Genomic DNA, 20,615 nt, shown 5'->3' on the forward strand with positions numbered 1-20,615 from the left:
GAACATATGCGTCTCCGCTCTGCCCTGCTGGCAACTAGCCTGCTGGCCGCGACACCGCTGGCCGCCAAGGCCACCACCATTACCGGCCCGTATGTTGATATCGGGGGCGGCTATAACCTGACACAGACCCAGCACGGTCACTTCGCTGATACGGAAGACGGCCCGGGACGTGAAAAGCTGGGCCACCGCCACGGCTGGACCGGTTTTGGCGCGGTTGGCTGGGGCTTCGGCAACGGCCTGCGAGCGGAAGTCGAAGGCGACTACAACTGGTCCGAGATCTACAGCAAGACCCGCGGTGACAAGGGCAGCGACCGGTCCTATGGCGGCTTTGTCAACGTCCTGTATGACATCGACCTGAAGCGCCTGTTCAACATTGACGTGCCTGTCACGCCGTTCGTCGGTGTTGGTGCGGGCTACCTGTGGCAGAACGCGCATGATGTCACGGTGGGCAACTCCCCCGGTCGCAGCATGAGCGGCACGAAGGGCGGCTTCGCCTATCAGGGCATTGTTGGTGCGGCCTATGACATTCCCGGCATTCCTGGCCTGCAGATGACCACCGAATACCGCATGATCGGCCAGCCCTCGTCCTTCACGATGGGCAATTACACCGCCAGCGGCCCGTATGATTCGGGACATGCCAGCTTCGATCACCGCTTCAACCACCAGTTCATCGTCGGTGTCCGCTACGCGTTCAACAGCGCGCCGCCGCCGCCGCCGCCGGCCCCTGCCGTCGTGCCGCCCGCACCGACCGCAGCCCGCACCTATCTGGTGTTCTTCGACTGGGACGGCGCAGCCCTTACCGGCCGCTCGCGTGAGATCGTGGCAGAAGCTGCCCAGGCCTCCACCCACGTCCAGACGACCCGCATCGAAGTCAACGGCTACACCGACAACACCTCGGCCCACCCCGGTCCGCGCGGTGAGAAGTACAACCTTGGCCTGTCCATGCGTCGTGCTGACAGCGTGAAGGCTGAACTGATCCGTGATGGTGTGCCCGCCAACGCCATCGACGTCCATGGTTACGGTGAAGCCCACCCGCTGGTGCCGACCGGCCCCGACACGCGTGAGCCGCAGAACCGTCGCGTCGAGATCATCCTGCATTAATGTAAAGAAAAGAAAGGAGGCTTTGATCTGCCTCCTTTCCCCTTTCATCCGCCCCGCATTATACTGTATGACATATTCGCCATATGCAGTTTGCCCGCCACACGATGGCCTGCACATGTGCCCGTCGCCTTGCCTGTTGGCATAAGGATAATGTCTTGCCCAATCTTTCTTCCCAGAAAATCACACAATTCCTGAAGTTTGGAATTGTTGGACTGCTCGGGCTGTGTTGGGATACGGGGACGGTTTACAGCCTGCGTCCATTTGTGGGTCTGACGATTGCAACCATAGCCGCATATTTCATTGCGGCATCGATCAACTGGCTGATCAATCGCCTGTGGACCTTCCGCCACGTGGGCAATCAGCATCATTTTGTTGTCCAGTGGATGCGCTTTCTTGCAGGCAACTCGCTGGGATTCTTCCTTAACCGTGGATGCGTGTTCACGCTGTTTCACGTCTCCCCCGTGTTCAAGACCTATCCGGTCCTGGCGCTGGCGGCGGGTGCTGTTGCGGGAATGATGGCAAATTTTCATATCAGCCGCAAACTCGTATTCCATTCCGAATCCGCAAGGTCTGCCACGACCAATCGCCCGACGGCGGAAATTGTTCCCTTCCAGCCTGAACGCGCCGTCGTCAAGAACACGATTTCCAGCCATACGGCAGTTGCGAACTCCCGCAGCAAGGTCGGATAAGGCAATTCTGCCTCTCTCCGCCGGGTGACTTCCCTGCCAGGGGATGCCTTACATGCCCTGCGCAATCGACCGACTTTTTCCTTACAAAATGATCCATCATCCGTCCGGACTGCCTGACGTGGCATCCACTGGACTGGCACATCGACCTGCTCCGACAGGACGGTCGAGGCATGGTGTCAATATATCCGTATGCTACCATTCTGGGATGGTCATGTATAAAACGGACGCGGGAAAGTAATAAAAATACGCGTCAGAACCATTTGGCATTCTTTCCCCGACATATCAAATAAATACTCAATTAATCAAAAATAATAAAATTATCAGGCATCGCCTTATTTCTAAAACAAGGGCGATTCCTGAAGACATTTTAAAGAAGCTTTACCAAAAAAATATTCTGGAAACGTACAGGCCGCCACATGACCGTGTCGCACCTGGTGCCTGACTGGCCGGGGCATCGTCAACCAGGTCCTGCGGGCCAACCGTCCCGCGTTCGCTGCACGAGTGCCCGACATGGCCGCCAGAGCGGTATGCAATTCCGGCACAACCGGTCCGCGGTTTGGTGCCCGACACTGCCTGCCGCCGTATCCCGCGCATCACGCCCACGCCATGTGGACACAACACGCATGTTCATACTTCCGGTCCGGCGCTACGTGCGCTAGGTGAATGAAACCGGTTTTACATCCATACCTTCAATACAGGATCGTCCGTTTCCCGCCATGTTCACAACAAACGACATTCGCGCCACCTTCCTCGACTATTTTGCGGGGAACGGGCATCAGATCGTGCCGTCCTCGTCCCTGGTGCCGCACAACGATCCGACGCTGCTGTTTACCAATGCTGGTATGGTGCAGTTCAAGAACGTGTTCACCGGACAGGAAACGCGTCCGTATTCCCGCGCCACCACGGCGCAGAAGGTCGTGCGCGCAGGGGGCAAGCACAACGATCTGGACAACGTTGGCTATACCGCCCGCCACCACACTTTTTTCGAGATGATGGGCAATTTCTCGTTCGGGGATTATTTCAAGGCGGAAGCCATTGAACTGGCGTGGAATCTGGTGACCGGCACCTTTGGCCTGCCCAAGGAAAAGCTGCTGACCACCGTCTATGCCGATGATGAGGAAGCGGCCACCCTGTGGCGCAAGATCGCCGGACTGCCGGATGACCGGATCATCCGCATCCCCACCTCCGACAATTTCTGGCGCATGGGCGATACCGGCCCCTGTGGCCCGTGTTCCGAGATCTTCTACGATCACGGCCCAGAAGTGGCGGGCGGCCCGCCCGGCTCCCCCGATGAGGATGGCGACCGGTTTACCGAAATCTGGAACCTCGTGTTCATGCAGTATTTCGAAAATCCGCCCGGCACGCGCTCACCGCTGCCACGTCCGTCCATCGACACCGGACTGGGACTGGAACGTTTTGCCGCCATCCTGCAGGGCAAGCGTGACAATTATGATACGGACACCTTCCGCGCCCTGATCCTGGCCTCGGCCGAAGTCACGGGTCAGGACCCGGACGGTCCATTCAATGCCAGCCACCGCGTTGTGGCCGACCATCTGCGCTCCACATCGTTCCTGATCGCCGACGGCGTACTGCCGTCCAAGGACGGGCGCGGTTATGTCCTGCGCCGCATCATGCGCCGGGCCATGCGCCACCTGCACCTGATGGGCACGACGGAACCGACCTTCTACAAGCTTGTTCCCGCGCTGATCCGGCAGATGGGCGAAGCCTATCCCGAACTGATCCACGCCCGTGCCCTGATCGAAGGCACGATGAAGGGTGAGGAAGAACGCTTCAAGGCGATGCTGGACCGTGGGCTGTCGCTGCTGGCGGACGAGACGGAACACCTTGGCGATGGCGCGCCCCTGCCGGGCGCTGTTGCATTCAAGCTATATGATACCTTCGGCTTCCCGCTGGACCTGACGCAGGACGCCCTGCGTGGCACCAGCCATAGTGTGGACGTGGCAGGCTTCAACGAAGCCATGGACGTGCAGCGCAAGCGCGCCCGCGCGGCATGGAGCGGATCGGGTGACAGCGCAACCGAAACCGTATGGTTCGAGGCGCGTGATACGTTTGGCGCCACCGAATTCCTTGGCTACACCACCGAAACATCGGATGCCGAAGTCCAGACCGTGGTCGTGGACAATGCACAGGTGGACAGCGCCGTCCCCGGTACCAAAATCGCCCTGCTGCTGAACCAGACGCCGTTCTATGGCGAAAGCGGCGGACAGGTGGGCGATACCGGCACCATTACCGCCCCCGGCCTGCATATCGCCATTACCGATACGCAGAAAAAGCTGGGCGACCTGCTGGTGCATTACGGCACGGTCATTGAAGGCACGGTCAAGCCAGGCATGGCGGTGACGGCACAGGTCGATCACGACCGCCGCAGCGCCATCCGCGCCCACCACTCCGCCACGCACCTGCTGCATGAAGCCCTGCGCCGCAGGCTGGGCGATCATGTCACGCAGAAGGGCAGCCTGAACGCACCCGACCGCCTGCGCTTTGACGTCAGCCAGCCGCGCCCGATCACGCCGGAGGAACTGGCCGATATCGAGGCCGAGGTGAATGCCCGCATCCGTGAAAACACGGAAGTCGCCACGCGCCACATGACGCCGGAAGAAGCCATAGAACAGGGTGCCATGGCCCTGTTTGGCGAAAAATATGGTGACGAGGTCCGCGTGGTCTCCATGGGCGGCCCCGAGGACGGGCGCGCGGGCTGGTCGATCGAACTGTGTGGTGGCACCCATGTGCGTCGCACCGGTGACATCGGCCTGTTCCGCATCACATCCGAAAGTGGCGTATCGTCGGGCGTGCGGCGTATCGAGGCCGTGACCGGGCTTGCCGCGCAGAACGCCACCGTCGCCACTGAAGAGCGCCTGAACCAGATGGCCGCCATGATGCGCGTGCCGCCCGCAGAAGCGCCCGAGCGCCTTGCCGTGCTGCTGGAGGAACGTAAGGCGATGGAACGCCAGATTTCCGACCTGCAGCGCAAGCTGGCATCGGGCAACCAGTCGGCAGCATCCATTGTAGAGGTCAATGGCATCAGGCTTGACGCCCGCAACGTGGGCGAACTGCCGCCCAAGGAACTCAAGCCACTGGCCGATTCCCTGCGCAAGGAAATCGGGTCGGGCGTGATCGCCCTGATTTCCACGGCGGATGGCAAGGGCAGCATTGTGGTCGCCGCAACACCCGACCTTGCGGAAAAGGTGGATGCCGTAACCCTGGTACGCGCCGCCAGCGCCGCCATGGGTGGCAAGGGCGGTGGTGGCCGCCGCGACATGGCGCAGGCCGGTGGCCCGGATACCAGCAGGGCGGACGCGGCCCTCGATGCCGTGCGCACCGCCATGCAGGCTGGCAGCGCGGCCTGACCCATCGCCCTCACAGGACGGAACGGATATGCAACGGCGCACCCTGTGCGCCGTTGTGCTGTACGCCCGTGCCTTCACCCATCACCAATTCAATACAAAAAGTGAATGTTTCTTAATTATATTGTGGTTACATAGTATTTCCTCTGCCCCGCATGAAGAAACAATTGTGACATGCAGGTGTTTCCATGATACAGATAGCATGGGATACTACCCCAGCTACCGGACTGCGCAGCAATGCCCGTGCGGTGGGCGCATTTCCCTTTATCCGGACATTCAGGTGACAGGATTTTACAATGGCCGATACCCATACTGCCCGGGATACCCTTATCGATCTGCTGCATGGCGTGGAGCGCTTCAATACTGAAGTCTTTCCGCAAAACCGCGAACTGTTCGCCAGCCTGGCGGAAAGCCAGTCCCCCGATACGCTGTTCATCGCCTGCGCCGACAGCCGGGTAAATCCCAGCATGATCACGCAGACCCAGCCGGGCGACCTGTTCGTGCTGCGCAATATCGGCAATATCGTACCCGCCTATGGGGAAATGCTGGGCGGCGTGTCCTCCGCCATTGAATATGCGGTCAGCGCGCTGAAGGTGTCGCATATCATCGTATGCGGCCATTCCAACTGTGGGGCGATGAAGGCGCTGCTGGATCCCGACCCCACGAAACTGGCCCGGATGCCCACCGTGGCAAGCTGGCTGCGCAATGCCGAAGCCGCACGCGCCGTGCTGGAAGCGTCCGACGCCGGGCCTGCCACCGTGCGCAGCCTGTCCGAACAGAACGTGCAGTTGCAGATTGCCCACCTGCGCACCCATCCCGCCGTCGCGGCAGGGGTTGCCCGCGGCACCTTGACGTTGCAGGGATGGTTCTATGACATCGCCAGTGGGGAAGTTGTCGTGCTGGATGAAACGTCGCGCACGTTCATTCATGTGGACGAAGCCATTGCCAAGCTGCAGGCACAGAAGGCAGACGACACCACCACGCCATAACCCGGCCCCATGGTCTGCGCAGGGGATACGGCGGGCGGGCTTCCGCCTGACCGTGGCCCTTGCGCTCATGGTCCTGCCCGTCGGGGCACAGGCTGGTGGCAGTCTCAAGCTGTCCACATGGAACCTTGACTGGCTGACCACCCGTCCACAGGGCGATCCCGACCTGCCGGAGGATGTCACACCGCGCACCACGGCAGAACTGGACCGGCTGGCATATTATGCCCACCGTCTTGCCCCCGACATCGCGGCGCTGGAAGAAATCGACAGCGCGCAGCTTGCCGCAAGGCTGTTCCCCACCCCACGCTACCGCATCCTCCTATCCGACGACACGGTCGTGCAGAAAGTCGCCCTTGCGGTCCGTGCGGACCTGCCGGTTATCCGGCATCCAGATGTCACGGCGCTGGATGTCTATCCCTCCACCGCGCCCCGTCACCTGCGGGCCGGGCTTGACCTGACGGTTGGCAGTGGCGCGGACAGCCTGCGCATTCTGGTGGTGCATCTGAAGGCGGGATGCCGCGATTCGTCAGCCACGACCCGGAACAGGCCCGTCTGCCGGACATTGCTGCGGCAGATCGCGATCGTGCAGGACTGGATCATGGAACGGCAGGATGAAGGGGAAGCCTTTGTCGTGATGGGTGATTTCAACCGCCTGCTCGCACCCGACGATCCTGCTTGGCGGTCGCTGACGGAAAACGGTCCGCTTACGCTGGCAACCGCAGGACACGCCAGCCCCTGTGCGCAGGGCAGTTATTTCATCGACCATATCATGGCGGGCGGCCCCGCGCGTGACTGGCTGCAGCCGGACAGCCTGCGGGTCATGCTGTACCGCGAAAACGGACGCGACGACACCATGCGCCTGTCCGATCACTGTCCCGTCTCGGTCCGGCTGTCGCCGCCCTGACGGGATCAGGCGATCATTCCGGCCAGATACCCGATGCATGCATGGCATTCCACCCTACCGTCAGCACGACCAGCACGAACACGATCGCGCCCATAAGCTGGAACAGTTCCCTGTAGGGCATGAATTCGGGCGCCATGGCGGCCGTGGCGGCTGCCTGGCTGGTGGCCACGGCATCATGGTCGGTGGGTACGACCTGTGTCTGGGCCTCGGGCACCGGGCCGGGATCGGGGACGGTGGTTGCGGCAAGCGCCGCCTCGTCTTGCTGCACGGCCTCGTGCAGGGCTTCCACCGGATGTTCCACGCCAGCGGGGACAGCGGACTGCGCGACCACGTTCCGGTCCTGATCGGGGGTATCGGTCATTGACGCTGCAACTCCTGCTTCAGCCAAGTCTGTGTCATATATCGGACAGGTCGGCAAAGAACCAACCATGGATACGCCATCCCGTGCCATACTACCACATGCCGCCAGAACAGGAGAAATGCATGACCGCCCTGAAACTGACCCGCCGACAGAGCCTGTTCGCCGCATTGGGCGCGCTGGTTCCTGCCAGCCTGCCCGGGGTGGCCCATGCACGACGGCCCCTGCGTATCGGCATGATCGGATCGGGCCATGTCGGCAGCACGCTGGGGCATTTATGGTGCCGGGCGGGACACCAGGTCATGTTCTCCGACATTCATAAAAGTGCCGCGAAGAAACTGGCATCGGAACTCTACCCCCTTGCCCGCGAAGGCACACCACAGGAAGCAGCAAGGTTTGGCGATGCCGTTGTGCTGGCGGTCCCCTATGGCGCGCTGCCCCAGCTTCGGCACAGCATCGGGTCGATCGTGGGGACAAAGCCGCTGATCGACCCCTCCAACCCCTATGGCTGGCGGGATGGAAAGATCGGGCGGCTGGCACTGGCCAAGGGGGCGGGCGTAACCACGCAGGCAATGTTCCCGCAGGCCTCGGTCGTGCGGGCCTTCAATTCCGAGGACATGACCACGCTGGAGGCCGAAACCTTCCGCACGCCCCCCCGTCTGGCGCTGCCCATGGCGGGCGATGTGGTGCAGGCACTGTATGTGGCGGGCTGGCTGATCCACGACGCGGGATTCGACCCCGTCACCGTCGGACCGCTGTCGACGGCAAAGCTGTTCCAGCCCGGCGGCCCCGGTTTCGAGGCACGGATGAACGCCACCGACCTGCGCAACCTGCTGGGGGTTACGGCCAACAATCCCATTGACCGCAACCTTGCCACTCAGTTTGCAGGCGGGATGTAGGCGGCCTGCCGCAGGGCGAGGCCGAACTGGATCCAGCCGATGCCCGCGGCAATCAGTTCAACGGCGACGAACGTGCCGATCAGCCACAGCCCCGACCACGGCAGCGTTGCATACAGGCACACCCCCACCAGCAGGCTGATCAGCCCACCAAGCAAGATCAGCCACCATCCCTGCAGACCACGCTGCTGGAACGCCATGATGATGCGCCCGATGCCCGATACGACCAGGCAGGCGGAAATGAAGATGGTGATGACCATCGAACCCGTTGTCGGTTCCTCCATCATCATCGTGCCCGCAAGGATATACAGCGCGCCGCCCAGAATGGACATGAAACGCCCGCTCCAGTCGCGCACGACAAAGGCATGCACAAGCTGTACCGCGCCCGCGACGAACAGCAGCACGCCAAGCAGGATGGTACTGGCCAGCGACACCGCCAGCGCATCCACCCATGCCACGATGCCCAGCCCGAACGATATGGCGCCGAGGCCGACAAACAGCCCCCAGCGCTGTGTAAATGGCGTATCCATGCGCAAAACCCCCTTGTTTCCGTCATGTCTTCTTCCGGTGTCCGTTTCATAACAGGCCGGCAGCACTGTGCGATACAGGCTTTTGCCGTGAGGCGGCATGCATGATGATTGACAGGACGGGCACGGTACTTCTATACGCGCCCGACTGCCGGGAACGTGGACGATACGGCTGGTGCCCATGGGTGATTGCTCCCCGGTGCCGGTAATACGTGGCGCGCCCGTCCTGTTCATGCGGAACAGGACCTACCGGTGCAACAACATGGTCATGCGGTTTCCGCCGTGTGCCATGCAGACGAATGAAGAGAGAGCGCGCAGATGAGCAAGCGCCTTGAGAGCAAGTACAAAATCAATCGCCGCCTTGGCGTGAACCTGTGGGGCCGTGCAAAGTCCCCGGTCAACAAGCGCGAATATGGTCCCGGCCAGCATGGTCAGCGCCGCAAGCAGAAGCCGTCCGACTTCTCCGTGCAGCTGATGGCCAAGCAGAAGCTGAAGGGCTACTACGGCAACATCGGTGAAAAGCAGTTCCGCAAGTATTATGACGAGGCCGTCCGCCGCAAGGGCGATACCTCCGAAAACCTGATCGACCTGCTGGAACGCCGGCTGGACGCGGTCGTGTACCGCCTGAAGTTCGCGATCACCCCGTTCGCGGCGCGTCAGTTCATCAGCCACGGCCACATCACGGTCAACGGCCGCAAGGTCAACATCCCGTCCTATCTGGTGCGTGACGGTGACGTGATCGAAGTCCGTGAAAAGTCCAAGCAGCTGGCCATCGTGCTGGATGCAGCGCAGAGCGGCGAGCGCGACGTGCCGGAATACATGGAAGTGGACCACCGTCAGATGAAGGGCTCCTTCCTGCGCAGCCCCAAGCTGTCGGACGTTCCGTATCCGGTCCAGATGGAACCGAACCTGGTCATCGAATTCTATTCTCGCTGATCAAGTCCCGGAACCGGGCAGGCGTGACGCCGGGCGTGGGGTTTTGTCCCCGCGTCCGGCGTCCGCGTTTCTGGCCCCTGCCCGCTTCCGCATCCCTTCCGCCGGGCCAGCCGCAGGAATGGACAAGACCGTGACCGCCACCGCCGCCGATACCCCGCTTGCCGCCGAAATCACCCGGCGGCGCACATTCGCCATCATCTCCCACCCTGATGCGGGCAAGACCACGCTGACCGAACGCATCCTGCGCGCCGGTGGCGCGATCCAGATGGCGGGCAACGTGCGGGCCAAAGGGGAACGGCGGCGCACGCGTTCGGACTGGATGGGGATCGAACGCGACCGTGGCATTTCCGTCGTGACATCGGTCATGACGTTTGAATATGGCGGCTGCATCTTCAACCTGCTCGACACGCCGGGCCATGAAGACTTCTCGGAAGATACCTACCGCACGCTGACGGCGGTGGACGCCGCCGTGATGGTGATCGATGCCGCCAAGGGGATCGAGGCCCGAACCCGCAAGCTGTTCGAAATCTGCCGCCTGCGCGATATTCCCATCGTCACCTTCATCAACAAGATGGACCGCGAATCGCAGGATCCGTTTGCCCTGCTGGATGAAATCTCGTCCTCGCTGGCGCTCGACACCTCGCCCGCCACGTGGCCGGTGGGCCGTGCTGCCAAATTTGTCGGCACCTATGACATCCGCCACCGCGAACTGCACGTAACCGAGCCGCTGGACCAGACGGACCCGCGCATGGTGCAACTGGGCGAGGAACTGGAACTTGTTGAGGCGGCGCTGCCGGAATTCGACCTTGAAAGCTTCAATGCCGGTCACCTGACACCGGTGTTCTTCGGCAGCGCGATGAAGGAAATCGGGGTGACCGACCTGCTGGATGCGCTGGCCGCCTTCGGTCCGCCGCCGCGTGACCAGGCGACCGAAACCCGCAATGTCCGCGCGGATGAACCGGCGCTGACCGCGCTGGTGTTCAAGATCCAGGCCAACATGGACCCCAACCATCGCGACCGCATGGCGTTTGCCCGCATCTGCTCGGGCAAGCTGCAGCGCGGCATGCGGCTCAAGCATGTGCGGATCGGCAAGCAGTTCGCGCTGCATACGCCGCAGTTCTTCTTTGCCCGGGACCGCCAGCTGGCCGAGGAAGCCTTCGCGGGCGACGTGGTGGGCATTCCCAACCATGGCACGCTGCGCATTGGCGATACCCTGACCGAAGGCGAGGACCTGCGCTTTACCGGCGTGCCCTACTTCGCGCCCGAAATCCTGCGCCGTGTGCGGCTGGATGATGCGATGAAGGCCAAGAAGCTGCGGCAGGCCCTGACCGAACTGGCGGAAGAAGGCGTGGTCCAGCTATTCCGCCCGCAGGATGGCGCGCCGCCAATCGTGGGCGTGGTCGGCACGCTGCAGCTGGACGTGCTGCAATCGCGGCTGAAGGGCGAATACGGGGTTGCGATCGGCTTCGAATCGACACCCTACAACCTTGCCCGCTGGGTCACCGGCCCGCGTGAGAAACTGGATGCCTTCTGCATGGCCAACCGCACGGCCATGGCGGATGACATTGATGGGGATCCGGTGTTCCTTGCCTCGTCCGCGTTCATGATGCGGCGCACGGCGGAAGGCAACCCGGACCTGACGTTCCATGACATCAAGCAGATCGGGCAGGAAATCGGCTGACCGGACGGGCCGGCCCGGCTGGCCCGCCGCAAAGGCACAGATGAGGTCTTGCCTAATCCCGTCTGTCTGTCGCATCTAGGCGCATCATGTCCGACACACAGCCCCGCCTGCACCTGCACGACAGCAGGACGCGCAGCACCGTTCCCTTCGTCCCGCTGGCACCCGATAACGTGCGGGTCTATTATTGCGGCCCCACGGTCTATGATCTGGCGCATATCGGCAACCTGCGCGCCATGCTGACGGCGGATGTGCTGGTGCGCCTGCTGCGCCACCTGTACCCCCGCGTGACGTACGTGCGCAACATCACGGACGTGGATGACAAGATCAACGCCCGCGCCCATGCCAATGGCGAATCCATTGCGGACCTGACGGCACGCACCATCCACGATTTTCATGAGGACCTGGCCGCCGTCTCCATCCTGCCGCCGGATGTGGAACCACGCGCGACCCACCATATCGGTGAAATGCAGGACATGATCCGCCGCCTGATCGAAAGCGGCCATGCCTACGAAGCCGAAGGGCATGTCCTGTTCGCAGTGAACACTTACCCCTCCTACGGCGCGCTGTCGGGCCGCACGCCAGATGACCTGATCGCGGGCGCGCGGGTGGAAGTGGCACCCTACAAGCGTGATCCGGGTGACTTCGTGCTATGGAAGCCGTCCGACGACCAGACGCCGGGATGGGACAGCCCATGGGGCCGGGGCCGTCCGGGCTGGCATATCGAATGTTCGGCCATGTCACAGCGTTACCTGGGCGAAAGCTTCGACATTCATGGCGGCGGGTCGGACCTTCTGTTCCCCCACCATGAAAATGAACGCGCGCAGAGCATGTGCTGCCACCCGCATGGGCGCTTTGCCAATCACTGGGTACATAACGCCATGCTGCTGGTGAACGGGGAGAAGATGTCGAAATCCCTCGGCAACTTCCTGACCGTGCGCGACGTGCTGCGTGATACCCCGGCGGAGGCGCTGCGCCTGCTGCTGCTGCGCGCGCAGTACCGCTCGGTACTGAATTTTACCCGCGAAGGGCTGAATGAGGCCCGCCAGATGCTCGATCGCTTCTACCGCGCACTGGAAAACCTTGATCCCATGCAAGATCCCGTGCCCGTACCCGACAGCGTGGTGCAGGTCCTGTGTGATGACCTGAATACCCCCCGAGCCCTGGCGGAAATGCACGCACTGGCCGATACGGCCATGACGGGTGACAGTCTGGCTGCGGCACGCCTGAAGGCGGCGGGCAACCTGCTGGGCCTGCTGCAGGACACGCCGGAGGCATGGTTCCGTGGGGGGGCGAAGGTTGATCCCACCCATATCGAACACCTGATTGCAGAACGGCTGGCCGCACGCAAGGCGCGTGACTTCGCCCGTGCCGATGAAATCCGCAACGACCTTGCGGCACAGGGAATTGTGCTGGAAGACGGCCCGCAGGGCACGACATGGAGGCAGGCATGACCGGCCGCGACGGCGGGGCGGATATCGGCCCCATTGGCAACAGCCCGGTCGTGATCCTTGTCCGGCCCCAGATGGCCGAAAACATCGGCACCACCGCCCGCGCCATGGCCAATGGCGGCCTGTTCCACATGCGTATCGTTGCACCCCGTGACGGCTGGCCACAGGAACGTGCGTGGCGCAGTGCGTCAGGCGCTGACCGCATCCTCGAATCCGCGCAGGTCTTCGATACGGTCGATGACGCGGTGGCCGACCTGCATCATGTCTTTGCCACCTGCCCGCGCCCGCGCCATATCGTAAAGCCGGTGCTGACCGCACGCGGCGGCGCTGCCGAACTGCGGGAAATGACGGATCGCGGGTTGAAAGTCGGGTTGATGTTCGGCCCTGAACGCGCCGGGCTGGATAATGAAGACATGGCCCGTGCCGATGCGCTGATCCGCTATCCACTCAATCCCGCGTTCATGTCCCTAAATCTGGCGCAGGCTGTCATGATCATGGCGTATGAGTGGTGGATGGCAGCGGATGATACGCCGCCACGCACGCTCATGACCAACGAGACGCATGTGGCCACCCGGGGCGAACTGGACAACTTCATGCGCCACCTGATCGCTGATCTGGATGAATGCGGCTTCCTGCGCAATGAACAGAAGCGGCCTGGCATGGTGCGCAACCTGCGTCACTTCTTCCTGCGTGGCGAGGTGACGGAACAGGAATTGCGCACGCTGCATGGCGTGGTGACCGAACTGTCCCGTGGGCGCAAGGCCAGGCAGGGCGGCGATAAGTAAAAGCTTCACAGAACACCGCCTTTTTGAAAAAAGGCAGTCCCCAAGAACTTTTATTATTTCCAATCCTTCTCCATTAAAAAAGCCCGGTGCGAAACCGGGCTTTTTTGTATCAGCGTGCCGCAATCTGCAACCGGTCGGCCACCCGCGCCCGGCCCATAAGCGGCAGCAGGTCACGCATTTCCGGCCCGCTGTCTTCCCCCGTCAGCGCCAGGCGCAGCGGGTGGAACAGGGCACGTCCCGTGCGGCCCGTGGCGTCCTTCACAGCCGTGGTCCATGTCTTCCATGTGGTTTCGTCCCACGGTTCGACAGGAAGCGACTCGAGCGCCTGCAACAGGAAGGGACGGTCTGCATCCTCGATCACCGGAGGAATGATCTCCCCGGCCACGACATCCCACCAGTGGCGCAGTTCGCCCGCCATATCCACATTGCCCCGCACCGCCAGCCAGAAGGCTTCCGTCGCCCCTTCGGGCAGGCGGGCACGGATTTCGTCAAACGGCATGGCATGCATGATGCGGCGGTTCAGGCCCAGCAGCTGTCGCATGTCGAACCGCGCGGCCGAGCGCGAGACACGCCCCAGGTCATACGTTTTGGCCAGTTCATCAAACGACAGCGGCGCCGGATCATCCGCACTGCCCAGGCGGGCAAGGTAGGACACGATGGCCGAGGGCTCGACCCCGTCCTGCCTCAGCGCGCGAATCGACAGCCCATCGAACCGCTTGGACAGCTTGCCACCGCCTTCATCCAGCAAAAGCGGCAGGTGCGCGAAGGTGAACTGGGTGCGCTTTGCCCCCAGCGCCTCGGCAATGTCGATCTGCACGCCGGTATTGGTCACATGGTCCTCACCGCGGATGATGTGGGTAATGCCCAGTTCCATGTCATCCACGACGGATGCCAGCGTGTACAGCACCGTCCCGTCCGCCCGTACCAGAACGGGATCGGAAATGGCGGGCAGCTTCACGCGCGATGGCCCCATGACCAGATCGTTCCATTCCACCGTGCGATGATCCGACAGCCTGAAGCGCCAGTACGGCACCTTGCCATTGGCTTCGGCCTGCGCGCGCTGCTGCGGGGTCATGCGCAGCATGGCGCGGTCATAGACCGGCGGCTTGCGCATGCGGATACGGGCCTCGCGCTTGGAAGCCAGTTCCTGCTCGCTTTCAAAGCATGGATACAGCCGCCCGCTGGCCTTCAGCTTTTCAATGGCCAGCGCATAGCGGTCCAGCCGGTCCGACTGGCGCACGAATTCATCCCAGCCAATGCCAAGCCAGCGCAGGTCGTCCTGCAGGGCCTGCACGTATTCCTCTTTCGAGCGACCGCGATCGGTATCGTCAATGCGCAGCAGAAAGCGTGCATTGTGGCGGCGGGCGAACAGGGCATTGGCAATGGCCTGACGCGCATTGCCGACATGGATCAGCCCGGTCGGGCTGGGCGCAAAACGGAGTTTCATGCCCCTTATATGCGGCGATTACGTCCCGAATGCCAGAGAACACATGCGCAATCCGATGTGGAATACGCCTGCCCATAAGCCCGCCCCCGACACATGCCAGTACGGGGGCTGGCCCCGCCCGATCTGGCAGAAGGTTCTCGGGAAAAACTGCTGGTTCAATACGCAGGGTATTGGGAAAGTTTTTTCAGACCAGCCTCAGCGAACGCCGCCTTTCTTCAAAAAAGCGGCGCCCAAAAACTTTTATATTTTTACAGTTTCAGGGGACGTTCTTACGCCTCGTCTTCCTCATCACCGCCACGACGGGGGTCAAACGCGCGCCAGTCGCGCTCCATCGGGCTTGCGGCGTGGGCTGCAAAATCATCCAGTTCATTGGCCGAACGCCAGCCCTGATCGCCCGCTTCCAGCACTTCCGCGTCCTCGCCAAAGGAAAACCATGCCTTGAGGATGTCAGCCGCCGACAGGCCGGGCATGCGGCAGCGTTCGATGCTGTCGCGCACATAGGCCCGCGCAAAGGCATTGGCCTGGATCAGGTCGGGGAAGCCGCCGACTTCCTCGACAATATTATCCTCGGCACCGCCTGACAGATCCAGAATCCGCACGCGCCACCCCCCTTCGGGGGCAAAAATGGTTTCTGACAAGATGAAGCCTTTCGTTATGCGTCCCTTCGGGGACGTAAGCCCATGACCGACCTAGCGGTTGCGCATATGACGCAGCAGGAATTCACGCCCCGCCTTGACCCGGGGCACATCGTCATAGGCCACGATATCCGCCGTGGCATAGGTTTCGGACCAGCGATCGGGGATGAACGACCCCGTGCCAATCACATCGACCGGCGCATGGGCGTCGGCCATGCTGAGGCATTTTTCCACGCTGAAACCCGACGACGCGATGATGCGCACATGCGCGAACCCGGCCTCGTCCAGTGCTTCGCGCATGCGCCAGATGGCGGCGGCGGACACCCCCGTGCCCACAAGGTAGCGCAGTTCCTTGTCCGACCGGTACCGCCGTATGCTGCCCGGCGTGTGCCGCTCCAGCACGTCATAGGACGATTGCGGGTCCAGCCCCTCCAGAAAGCGGCCACCATGCGTATCCAGCCGCACGGCCAGTCGCCCGGTTGCCGCAAGATCAGGGAAATGGCGGCAGACTTCCAGCGCGTCCGTCACCTCACGCCCGAAATAATCCACCAGCACCACAAGGTCCATGTCGGGATAGACCTCATGAAACATTTCTGCCGCCCGCAGGGTGGACCCGGCATACCCCACCAGCGCGTGCGGCATGGTGCCCAGCCCCTTTTTGGTGCCGAAGTAATGCGCTGTCGCGTCATTGGCGCTGCCGATGAAGCCCAGCGCACCCTCCTTCTGTGCAGCATGGCTGCCGACGGAAGCGGCATACGCCATCTGTTCCTGCATGCCAAAGCCCGCACAGTGCCGTGCTTCCATCGCCATGAAGCGCACATGCGGCAGTGCCATGGACATCTGGTAGGCATTGTGCGCGGCCACGCAGGCCGGGCCGAGACGCTGGAGCACCAGTGTCTCCAGCACCGCAAGCTGCGCGAACGACCCGGTTACGTAGGCAAGCGGCTCACCCGCGCCCACCCATGTCCCTTCGGGGAACATGACATCACACTCGATCTCGATCCCGCGCTCGGCGGCGACGGCATGCAGCCAGTCCACCATAAGCCGGGGCGCGGACACGACGGGGCGGCGCAGGAAGATGGCGTATGTCACCTTCCTGTCCCCAAAGTGTTCGACAATGGCACGTGTGCGGTTGAAATACGCATCCGTGCGGGCGGCGATCACATCCTGTTCCACCGCGCCGGCACCCCTGTCGTGCCTTGTCCTGTCACCGTGGGTCATATGCCCCTCCAATCCCCCCATCCGGGCGGGACTAGCGTGCCCCGCCATTCATGCGATGCATCCGCGTCTTCAGCTCCTCGGCCAGACGGAACGCCATCTCCAGCGACTGTTCCGCATTCAGGCGCGGGTCGCAGAAGGTTTCATAGCGTTCACCCAGATCGTCTTCCGTCAAGCGGTGCGCACCACCGATACACTCGGTCACGTTCTGGCCGGTCATCTCGAAATGCACGCCGCCGGGGTGGGCGCCTGCTGCCTCGAACACGTCAAAAAAGCCGTGAATCTCGGACAGGATGGCATCGAAGGAGCGCGTCTTGACGCCCGTCGAGGTCGAGCTTGTGTTGCCGTGCATGGGATCACACAACCATGTGACCGTCCGCCCCGTAGCCATCACTTTCTCGAGCAGCGGCGGCAGATGCTCACGCACCTTGCCCGCCCCCATACGGGAGATGAGCGAAATGCGCCCCGCTTCATCGGTCGGGTTGAGGATGTCGAGCAGTTGCTCAAGGTCCTCGATGGTCGTCGTCGGACCGACCTTGATGCCGATGGGGTTGCGCACCCCGCGCAGGAATTCGACATGCGCGCCATCGGGCTGGCGGGTCCGGTCCCCGATCCACACGAAATGGGCCGAGCAGTCATACCATTCGCCCGATGTCGAATCGATGCGGGTCAGCGCCTGCTCGTACGGCAGCAGCAGGGCCTCGTGCGAGGTATAGAACTCGGTCTCGTCAATCTGGGGCGTGGTCGCCGCCGTCAGGCCGCACGCGGCCATGAAGTCCAGCGTCTCGCCAATGCGTTCGGCCAGCTGCCCGTAACGCTGCGCCAGCGGCGAACGCTCGACAAAGCCGAGGTTCCAGCGATGGACTTCATGCAGGTTGGCATAACCGCCGCCGGCAAACGCACGCAGCAGGTTCATGGTGCCGACGGACTGGAAATAGCCGGTTTCCATGCGCTTCGGATCAGGAATGCGCGCGGCTTCCGTGAAATCGGAGCCATTGATGATGTCACCACGGTAGGACGGCAGGGTCACGCCGTCCTTCGTCTCGGTATCGGACGAGCGCGGTTTGGCGTACTGCCCGGCCATGCGCCCGATCTTGATGACCGGCACCTTCGCGCCGAATGTCAGCACCACGGCCATCTGCAGCAGCACGCGGAAGGTGTCGCGCACGATATCGGCGGTGAATTCGCTGAAGCTTTCGGCGCACGCGCCACCCTGCAGCACAAAGGCCTGCCCCGTGGCGGCCTTGGCCAGATGGGTGCGCAGGCGCCGGGCTTCCCCCGCGAAAACCAGCGGCGGGTAGCGGCGCAGGCGCGCTTCCACGCCCTGCAGGGCGGCTTCGTCGGGATATCGCGGCATCTGCCGCGCCGGAAACGACCGCCAGCTCTCCGGCGTCCAGGCCTGCCGGGAAGAACTGTTGTGGCTGTGCGTCGCACTCATGGGTCGGATCCTAATTCCTCTTGATACAAGACAGTCCCCACCGCCCGTGGCGGAAGGGCAGCCTTTATGTCGAAAAAAGCCCGGCATGGCAAAGCCTGTTCTGGGCCTGCCCACCATGGCCATGCCGCCAGCGGGGGATCAATGTTGCATTGACGCCACAAACCGGCCCGATCCATCCAGTTAAAGGTCGCATTACACCCATGCTTCCCCCATATGTAAAAGCAGCATGGTTGGCCTGCCAGACCACGGCTTCCCCTGACGGGGCATGGTTTGGCATGGTGCCCCCTCAGGTAAAAGGATTACGGATCATGGCCACCACACGTGGGAAATTCATAACCGCCCTGGCAGCAGGGCTGTGCCTGTTCAGCGTGACGGCCATGGCCGCGCCCGACAGCAGCGACGACAGCAGTAGCCAGAACGAAGACAAGATGACCGTTCATGGCCAGCGCAACCACCTGCCGCCCGGCTATGAGGAAGCGCCGTCCATGGAACTGAACCACGGTCCCGACCCGGACCATCTGGAACACGTGCATCGTGATTCGGTCACGGGCACGGACCTGTCGCGTTTCGGCAGTTCGTACCAGAGCAGCGGAATCAATGGCGATGGCCAGCTTGGCGATTCGACCGGCAATGGCTGGGTCGCACCCCGCTAACATACTGAAAAATATAAAAGATTCAGGATGTCGCTTTTTTAAAAAGGCGACGTTCCCTTGAAGCTTTTTGAAAAAACCGTTGCCGGAACACTGACCGGCAACGGTTTTTTTGTATTATCAGGCCGGATGATGGGGCGTGACCCGCGTGCGGGTGCGCATGGTCACGAATTCCTCCGCCGAGGAGGGATGGATCCCGATGGTCCGGTCCCAGTCCCCCTTCTTCAGGCCCGCCGTCACGGCAATGGCCAGCCCCTGCATGATTTCCGGCGCGTCATCACCCAGCATGTGCGCGCCCACCACGATCTGGCTGGCCTGATCCACCACCAGCTTCATGAACGTGCGTTGCTGACGGCCGCTCAGCGTATTGCGCATGGGGCGGAAGCGGCTGACATAGACATCCACATCGCCCTTATGCGCCGCCTCGGCTTCCGTCAGGCCGACACTGGCCAGCGCCGGGGTGAAGAACACCGCCTTGGGCGTGGTGGCATAGGACCACTGCCGCGCGGGTGCCGTGCCAAACAGGCGGTCGGCCAGGTTATGCCCTTCCGCAATGGCTACGGGGGTCAGGTTCAGCCGGTTGGTTACGTCGCCTATGGCGTAAATGCCGGGCACCGTCGTCTGGCTGTCGTCGCCCACGATGATGCGCCCGTTTTCCTCCATCGCGACACCAAGCTGCGTCAGGCCAAGACCGGTGATCTTGGGGTGACGTCCGGTGGCGAAGAAAACGCAGTCGGTTTCAATCTGGCTGCCGTTATCGAGGGTGACGGCAAGGCTGCCATCCCTGCGCTTTTCAATGCCGGTGGGGGACGCACTGGCATGCTGGCGGATGCCGCGCAGATCGATGGCGTCGTGCAGGGCATGGCGCAGGTCGCCATCAAACCCCCGCAGCGGCTGCTGCTGGCGATAGACCAGGTCGACCTCTGACCCGAACCCACGGAAAATACCCGCGAACTCCACGCCAATATATCCACCACCCACCATGCAGACCCGCTGCGGGCGGTGCTTCAGGTAAAAAGCCTGGTCGGACGAAATGGCGTATTCCGCACCGGGTATTTTCGGGGCCGTCGGCGTGGACCCCACGGCAATGACGATCCGGGCCGCGGTCACGCGGCGGGGAGCCTCGTCGGGGGCCAGCGGCGATGGGTCGATACGCAGGGTATGCGCGTCCTCAATGGTGGCATGGCCGGTAAACAGGGCGACCCCCGCCTTTTCCAGCATCGAGACATACAGCCCGTTCAGGCGCGTAATCTCACGGTCCTTGGCGTCAATCAGCGCGGTCCAGTCGTGCTGCCCGCGCTTCGTGTTCCAGCCAAAGCCGTGGCTGTCATCCACCCAGTCGCCATATTCGCTGGCCTGGACCATCAGTTTCTTGGGCACACAGCCAAGGTTGACACAGGTGCCACCCCAATGGCGGCTTTCCGCCACGGCCACGCGCGCCCCATGGCTGGAGGCGATGCGCGCGCACCGTACGCCACCCGAACCCGCGCCGATTACAAACAGATCGAAATCATAACTCATGCCGGTTGTGCATCCTGCTTCCAGCCGGAA

The 20,615-nt window shown here is 62.5% G+C and carries 18 protein-coding genes; 11 read left to right on the forward strand and 7 right to left on the reverse strand.

Annotated elements, in window-relative coordinates; all coding sequences use genetic code 11:
- Positions 1-6 precede the first annotated feature (6 nt).
- From HNO79_RS00980 to HNO79_RS01000, 5 genes are all read left to right on the forward strand, one after another.
- Positions 7-1,101 (forward strand): OmpA family protein, encoded by a 1,095-nt coding sequence (locus tag HNO79_RS00980; RefSeq protein ID WP_048856925.1) that lies wholly within the window; start codon positions 7-9, stop codon positions 1,099-1,101.
- 155 nt (positions 1,102-1,256) lie between these two features.
- On the forward strand, positions 1,257-1,790 hold the full coding sequence (locus HNO79_RS00985; protein WP_214164316.1) for a GtrA family protein: 534 nt from the start codon (positions 1,257-1,259) through the stop codon (positions 1,788-1,790).
- 716 nt (positions 1,791-2,506) lie between these two features.
- On the forward strand, positions 2,507-5,158 hold the full coding sequence (gene alaS, locus HNO79_RS00990) for an alanine--tRNA ligase (protein ID WP_214164315.1): 2,652 nt from the start codon (positions 2,507-2,509) through the stop codon (positions 5,156-5,158).
- Positions 5,159-5,451: 293 nt separating this feature from the next.
- Complete coding sequence (locus HNO79_RS00995; RefSeq protein WP_200410449.1) at positions 5,452-6,144, forward strand: carbonic anhydrase; 693 nt, start codon at positions 5,452-5,454, stop codon at positions 6,142-6,144.
- A gap of 52 nt (positions 6,145-6,196) precedes the next feature.
- The gene (locus tag HNO79_RS01000; RefSeq protein ID WP_214164314.1) at positions 6,197-7,045 is read left to right on the forward strand and encodes an endonuclease/exonuclease/phosphatase family protein; all 849 of its coding nucleotides are present in this window, start codon (positions 6,197-6,199) and stop codon (positions 7,043-7,045) included.
- A gap of 13 nt (positions 7,046-7,058) precedes the next feature.
- On the opposite strand, the gene HNO79_RS01005 is transcribed toward HNO79_RS01000, so the two are convergent.
- Entirely contained in the window at positions 7,059-7,406 is a 348-nt protein-coding gene (locus HNO79_RS01005) for a hypothetical protein (RefSeq protein ID WP_214164313.1), read from the reverse strand.
- Positions 7,407-7,528: 122 nt separating this feature from the next.
- On the opposite strand from HNO79_RS01005, the gene HNO79_RS01010 reads away from it, so the two are divergent.
- On the forward strand, positions 7,529-8,302 hold the full coding sequence (locus HNO79_RS01010; protein WP_010515627.1) for an NADPH-dependent F420 reductase: 774 nt from the start codon (positions 7,529-7,531) through the stop codon (positions 8,300-8,302).
- Here HNO79_RS01010 and HNO79_RS01015 read toward each other — a convergent pair.
- A complete protein-coding gene (locus HNO79_RS01015; protein WP_010515626.1) occupies positions 8,281-8,829 on the reverse strand; it encodes an HdeD family acid-resistance protein in 549 nt (182 codons plus the stop codon). The two genes, HNO79_RS01010 and HNO79_RS01015, sit on opposite strands and share 22 nt — an antisense overlap.
- Positions 8,830-9,144: 315 nt before the next feature.
- Between HNO79_RS01015 and rpsD the strand changes: the two genes are divergently transcribed.
- The 4 genes from rpsD (at position 9,145) to HNO79_RS01035 (ending at position 13,676) form a co-directional block, all read left to right on the forward strand.
- On the forward strand, positions 9,145-9,762 hold the full coding sequence (rpsD, locus tag HNO79_RS01020) for a 30S ribosomal protein S4 (RefSeq protein WP_010506989.1): 618 nt from the start codon (positions 9,145-9,147) through the stop codon (positions 9,760-9,762).
- A gap of 118 nt (positions 9,763-9,880) precedes the next feature.
- Complete coding sequence (prfC, locus tag HNO79_RS01025) at positions 9,881-11,443, forward strand: peptide chain release factor 3 (RefSeq protein WP_010515625.1); 1,563 nt, start codon at positions 9,881-9,883, stop codon at positions 11,441-11,443.
- 86 nt (positions 11,444-11,529) lie between these two features.
- Complete coding sequence (cysS, locus tag HNO79_RS01030) at positions 11,530-12,894, forward strand: cysteine--tRNA ligase (protein ID WP_214164312.1); 1,365 nt, start codon at positions 11,530-11,532, stop codon at positions 12,892-12,894.
- A complete protein-coding gene (locus tag HNO79_RS01035) occupies positions 12,891-13,676 on the forward strand; it encodes an RNA methyltransferase (RefSeq protein WP_029329642.1) in 786 nt (261 codons plus the stop codon). Before cysS ends, HNO79_RS01035 begins: the two co-directional genes overlap by 4 nt.
- Positions 13,677-13,785: 109 nt before the next feature.
- Here HNO79_RS01035 and gltX read toward each other — a convergent pair whose 3' ends face one another.
- The 4 genes from gltX to HNO79_RS01055 all read right to left on the reverse strand — a co-directional run bounded on the left by gltX (position 13,786) and on the right by HNO79_RS01055 (position 18,414).
- The gene (gene gltX / locus HNO79_RS01040; RefSeq protein WP_010515622.1) at positions 13,786-15,123 is read right to left on the reverse strand and encodes a glutamate--tRNA ligase; all 1,338 of its coding nucleotides are present in this window, start codon (positions 15,121-15,123) and stop codon (positions 13,786-13,788) included.
- 269 nt (positions 15,124-15,392) lie between these two features.
- Entirely contained in the window at positions 15,393-15,761 is a 369-nt protein-coding gene (locus tag HNO79_RS01045; RefSeq protein ID WP_010515621.1) for a hypothetical protein, read from the reverse strand.
- Between the two features lie 51 nt (positions 15,762-15,812).
- A complete protein-coding gene (locus HNO79_RS01050) occupies positions 15,813-16,979 on the reverse strand; it encodes a beta/alpha barrel domain-containing protein (RefSeq protein WP_200410444.1) in 1,167 nt (388 codons plus the stop codon).
- 31 nt (positions 16,980-17,010) lie between these two features.
- Positions 17,011-18,414 carry a class II 3-deoxy-7-phosphoheptulonate synthase gene (locus HNO79_RS01055; RefSeq protein WP_010515619.1) on the reverse strand — a complete coding sequence of 468 codons (1,404 nt, stop codon included), beginning with the start codon at positions 18,412-18,414 and terminating at the stop codon, positions 17,011-17,013.
- Between the two features lie 308 nt (positions 18,415-18,722).
- Here HNO79_RS01055 and HNO79_RS01060 point away from each other — a divergent pair, with 308 nt between their 5' ends.
- Entirely contained in the window at positions 18,723-19,067 is a 345-nt protein-coding gene (locus HNO79_RS01060) for a hypothetical protein (protein WP_010515617.1), read from the forward strand.
- A 117-nt stretch (positions 19,068-19,184) separates the two neighbouring features.
- Here the strand turns inward: HNO79_RS01060 and gorA are convergent, their stop codons facing one another.
- Positions 19,185-20,585: a glutathione-disulfide reductase gene (gene gorA / locus HNO79_RS01065; protein ID WP_214164394.1), complete on the reverse strand. Its 1,401-nt coding sequence runs from the start codon at positions 20,583-20,585 to the stop codon at positions 19,185-19,187.
- Positions 20,586-20,615: the final 30 nt, after the last annotated feature.

This window comes from Komagataeibacter oboediens, assembly GCF_018491655.1.
GTDB classification, from domain to species: Bacteria; Pseudomonadota; Alphaproteobacteria; order Acetobacterales; family Acetobacteraceae; genus Komagataeibacter; species Komagataeibacter oboediens.

Coding starts and splice junctions, on each gene's coding strand:
- HNO79_RS00980 (WP_048856925.1), top strand. CDS start 7: ATGCGTCTCCGCTCTGCCCTGCTGGCAACTAGCCTGCTGGCCGCGACA.
- alaS (WP_214164315.1), top strand. CDS start 2,507: ATGTTCACAACAAACGACATTCGCGCCACCTTCCTCGACTATTTTGCG.
- HNO79_RS00995 (WP_200410449.1), top strand. CDS start 5,452: ATGGCCGATACCCATACTGCCCGGGATACCCTTATCGATCTGCTGCAT.
- HNO79_RS01005 (WP_214164313.1), bottom strand. CDS start 7,406: ATGACCGATACCCCCGATCAGGACCGGAACGTGGTCGCGCAGTCCGCT.
- HNO79_RS01010 (WP_010515627.1), top strand. CDS start 7,529: ATGACCGCCCTGAAACTGACCCGCCGACAGAGCCTGTTCGCCGCATTG.
- HNO79_RS01015 (WP_010515626.1), bottom strand. CDS start 8,829: ATGGATACGCCATTTACACAGCGCTGGGGGCTGTTTGTCGGCCTCGGC.
- rpsD (WP_010506989.1), top strand. CDS start 9,145: ATGAGCAAGCGCCTTGAGAGCAAGTACAAAATCAATCGCCGCCTTGGC.
- prfC (WP_010515625.1), top strand. CDS start 9,881: ATGGACAAGACCGTGACCGCCACCGCCGCCGATACCCCGCTTGCCGCC.
- cysS (WP_214164312.1), top strand. CDS start 11,530: ATGTCCGACACACAGCCCCGCCTGCACCTGCACGACAGCAGGACGCGC.
- HNO79_RS01035 (WP_029329642.1), top strand. CDS start 12,891: ATGACCGGCCGCGACGGCGGGGCGGATATCGGCCCCATTGGCAACAGC.
- gltX (WP_010515622.1), bottom strand. CDS start 15,123: ATGAAACTCCGTTTTGCGCCCAGCCCGACCGGGCTGATCCATGTCGGC.
- HNO79_RS01050 (WP_200410444.1), bottom strand. CDS start 16,979: ATGACCCACGGTGACAGGACAAGGCACGACAGGGGTGCCGGCGCGGTG.
- HNO79_RS01055 (WP_010515619.1), bottom strand. CDS start 18,414: ATGAGTGCGACGCACAGCCACAACAGTTCTTCCCGGCAGGCCTGGACG.
- HNO79_RS01060 (WP_010515617.1), top strand. CDS start 18,723: ATGGCCACCACACGTGGGAAATTCATAACCGCCCTGGCAGCAGGGCTG.
- gorA (WP_214164394.1), bottom strand. CDS start 20,585: ATGAGTTATGATTTCGATCTGTTTGTAATCGGCGCGGGTTCGGGTGGC.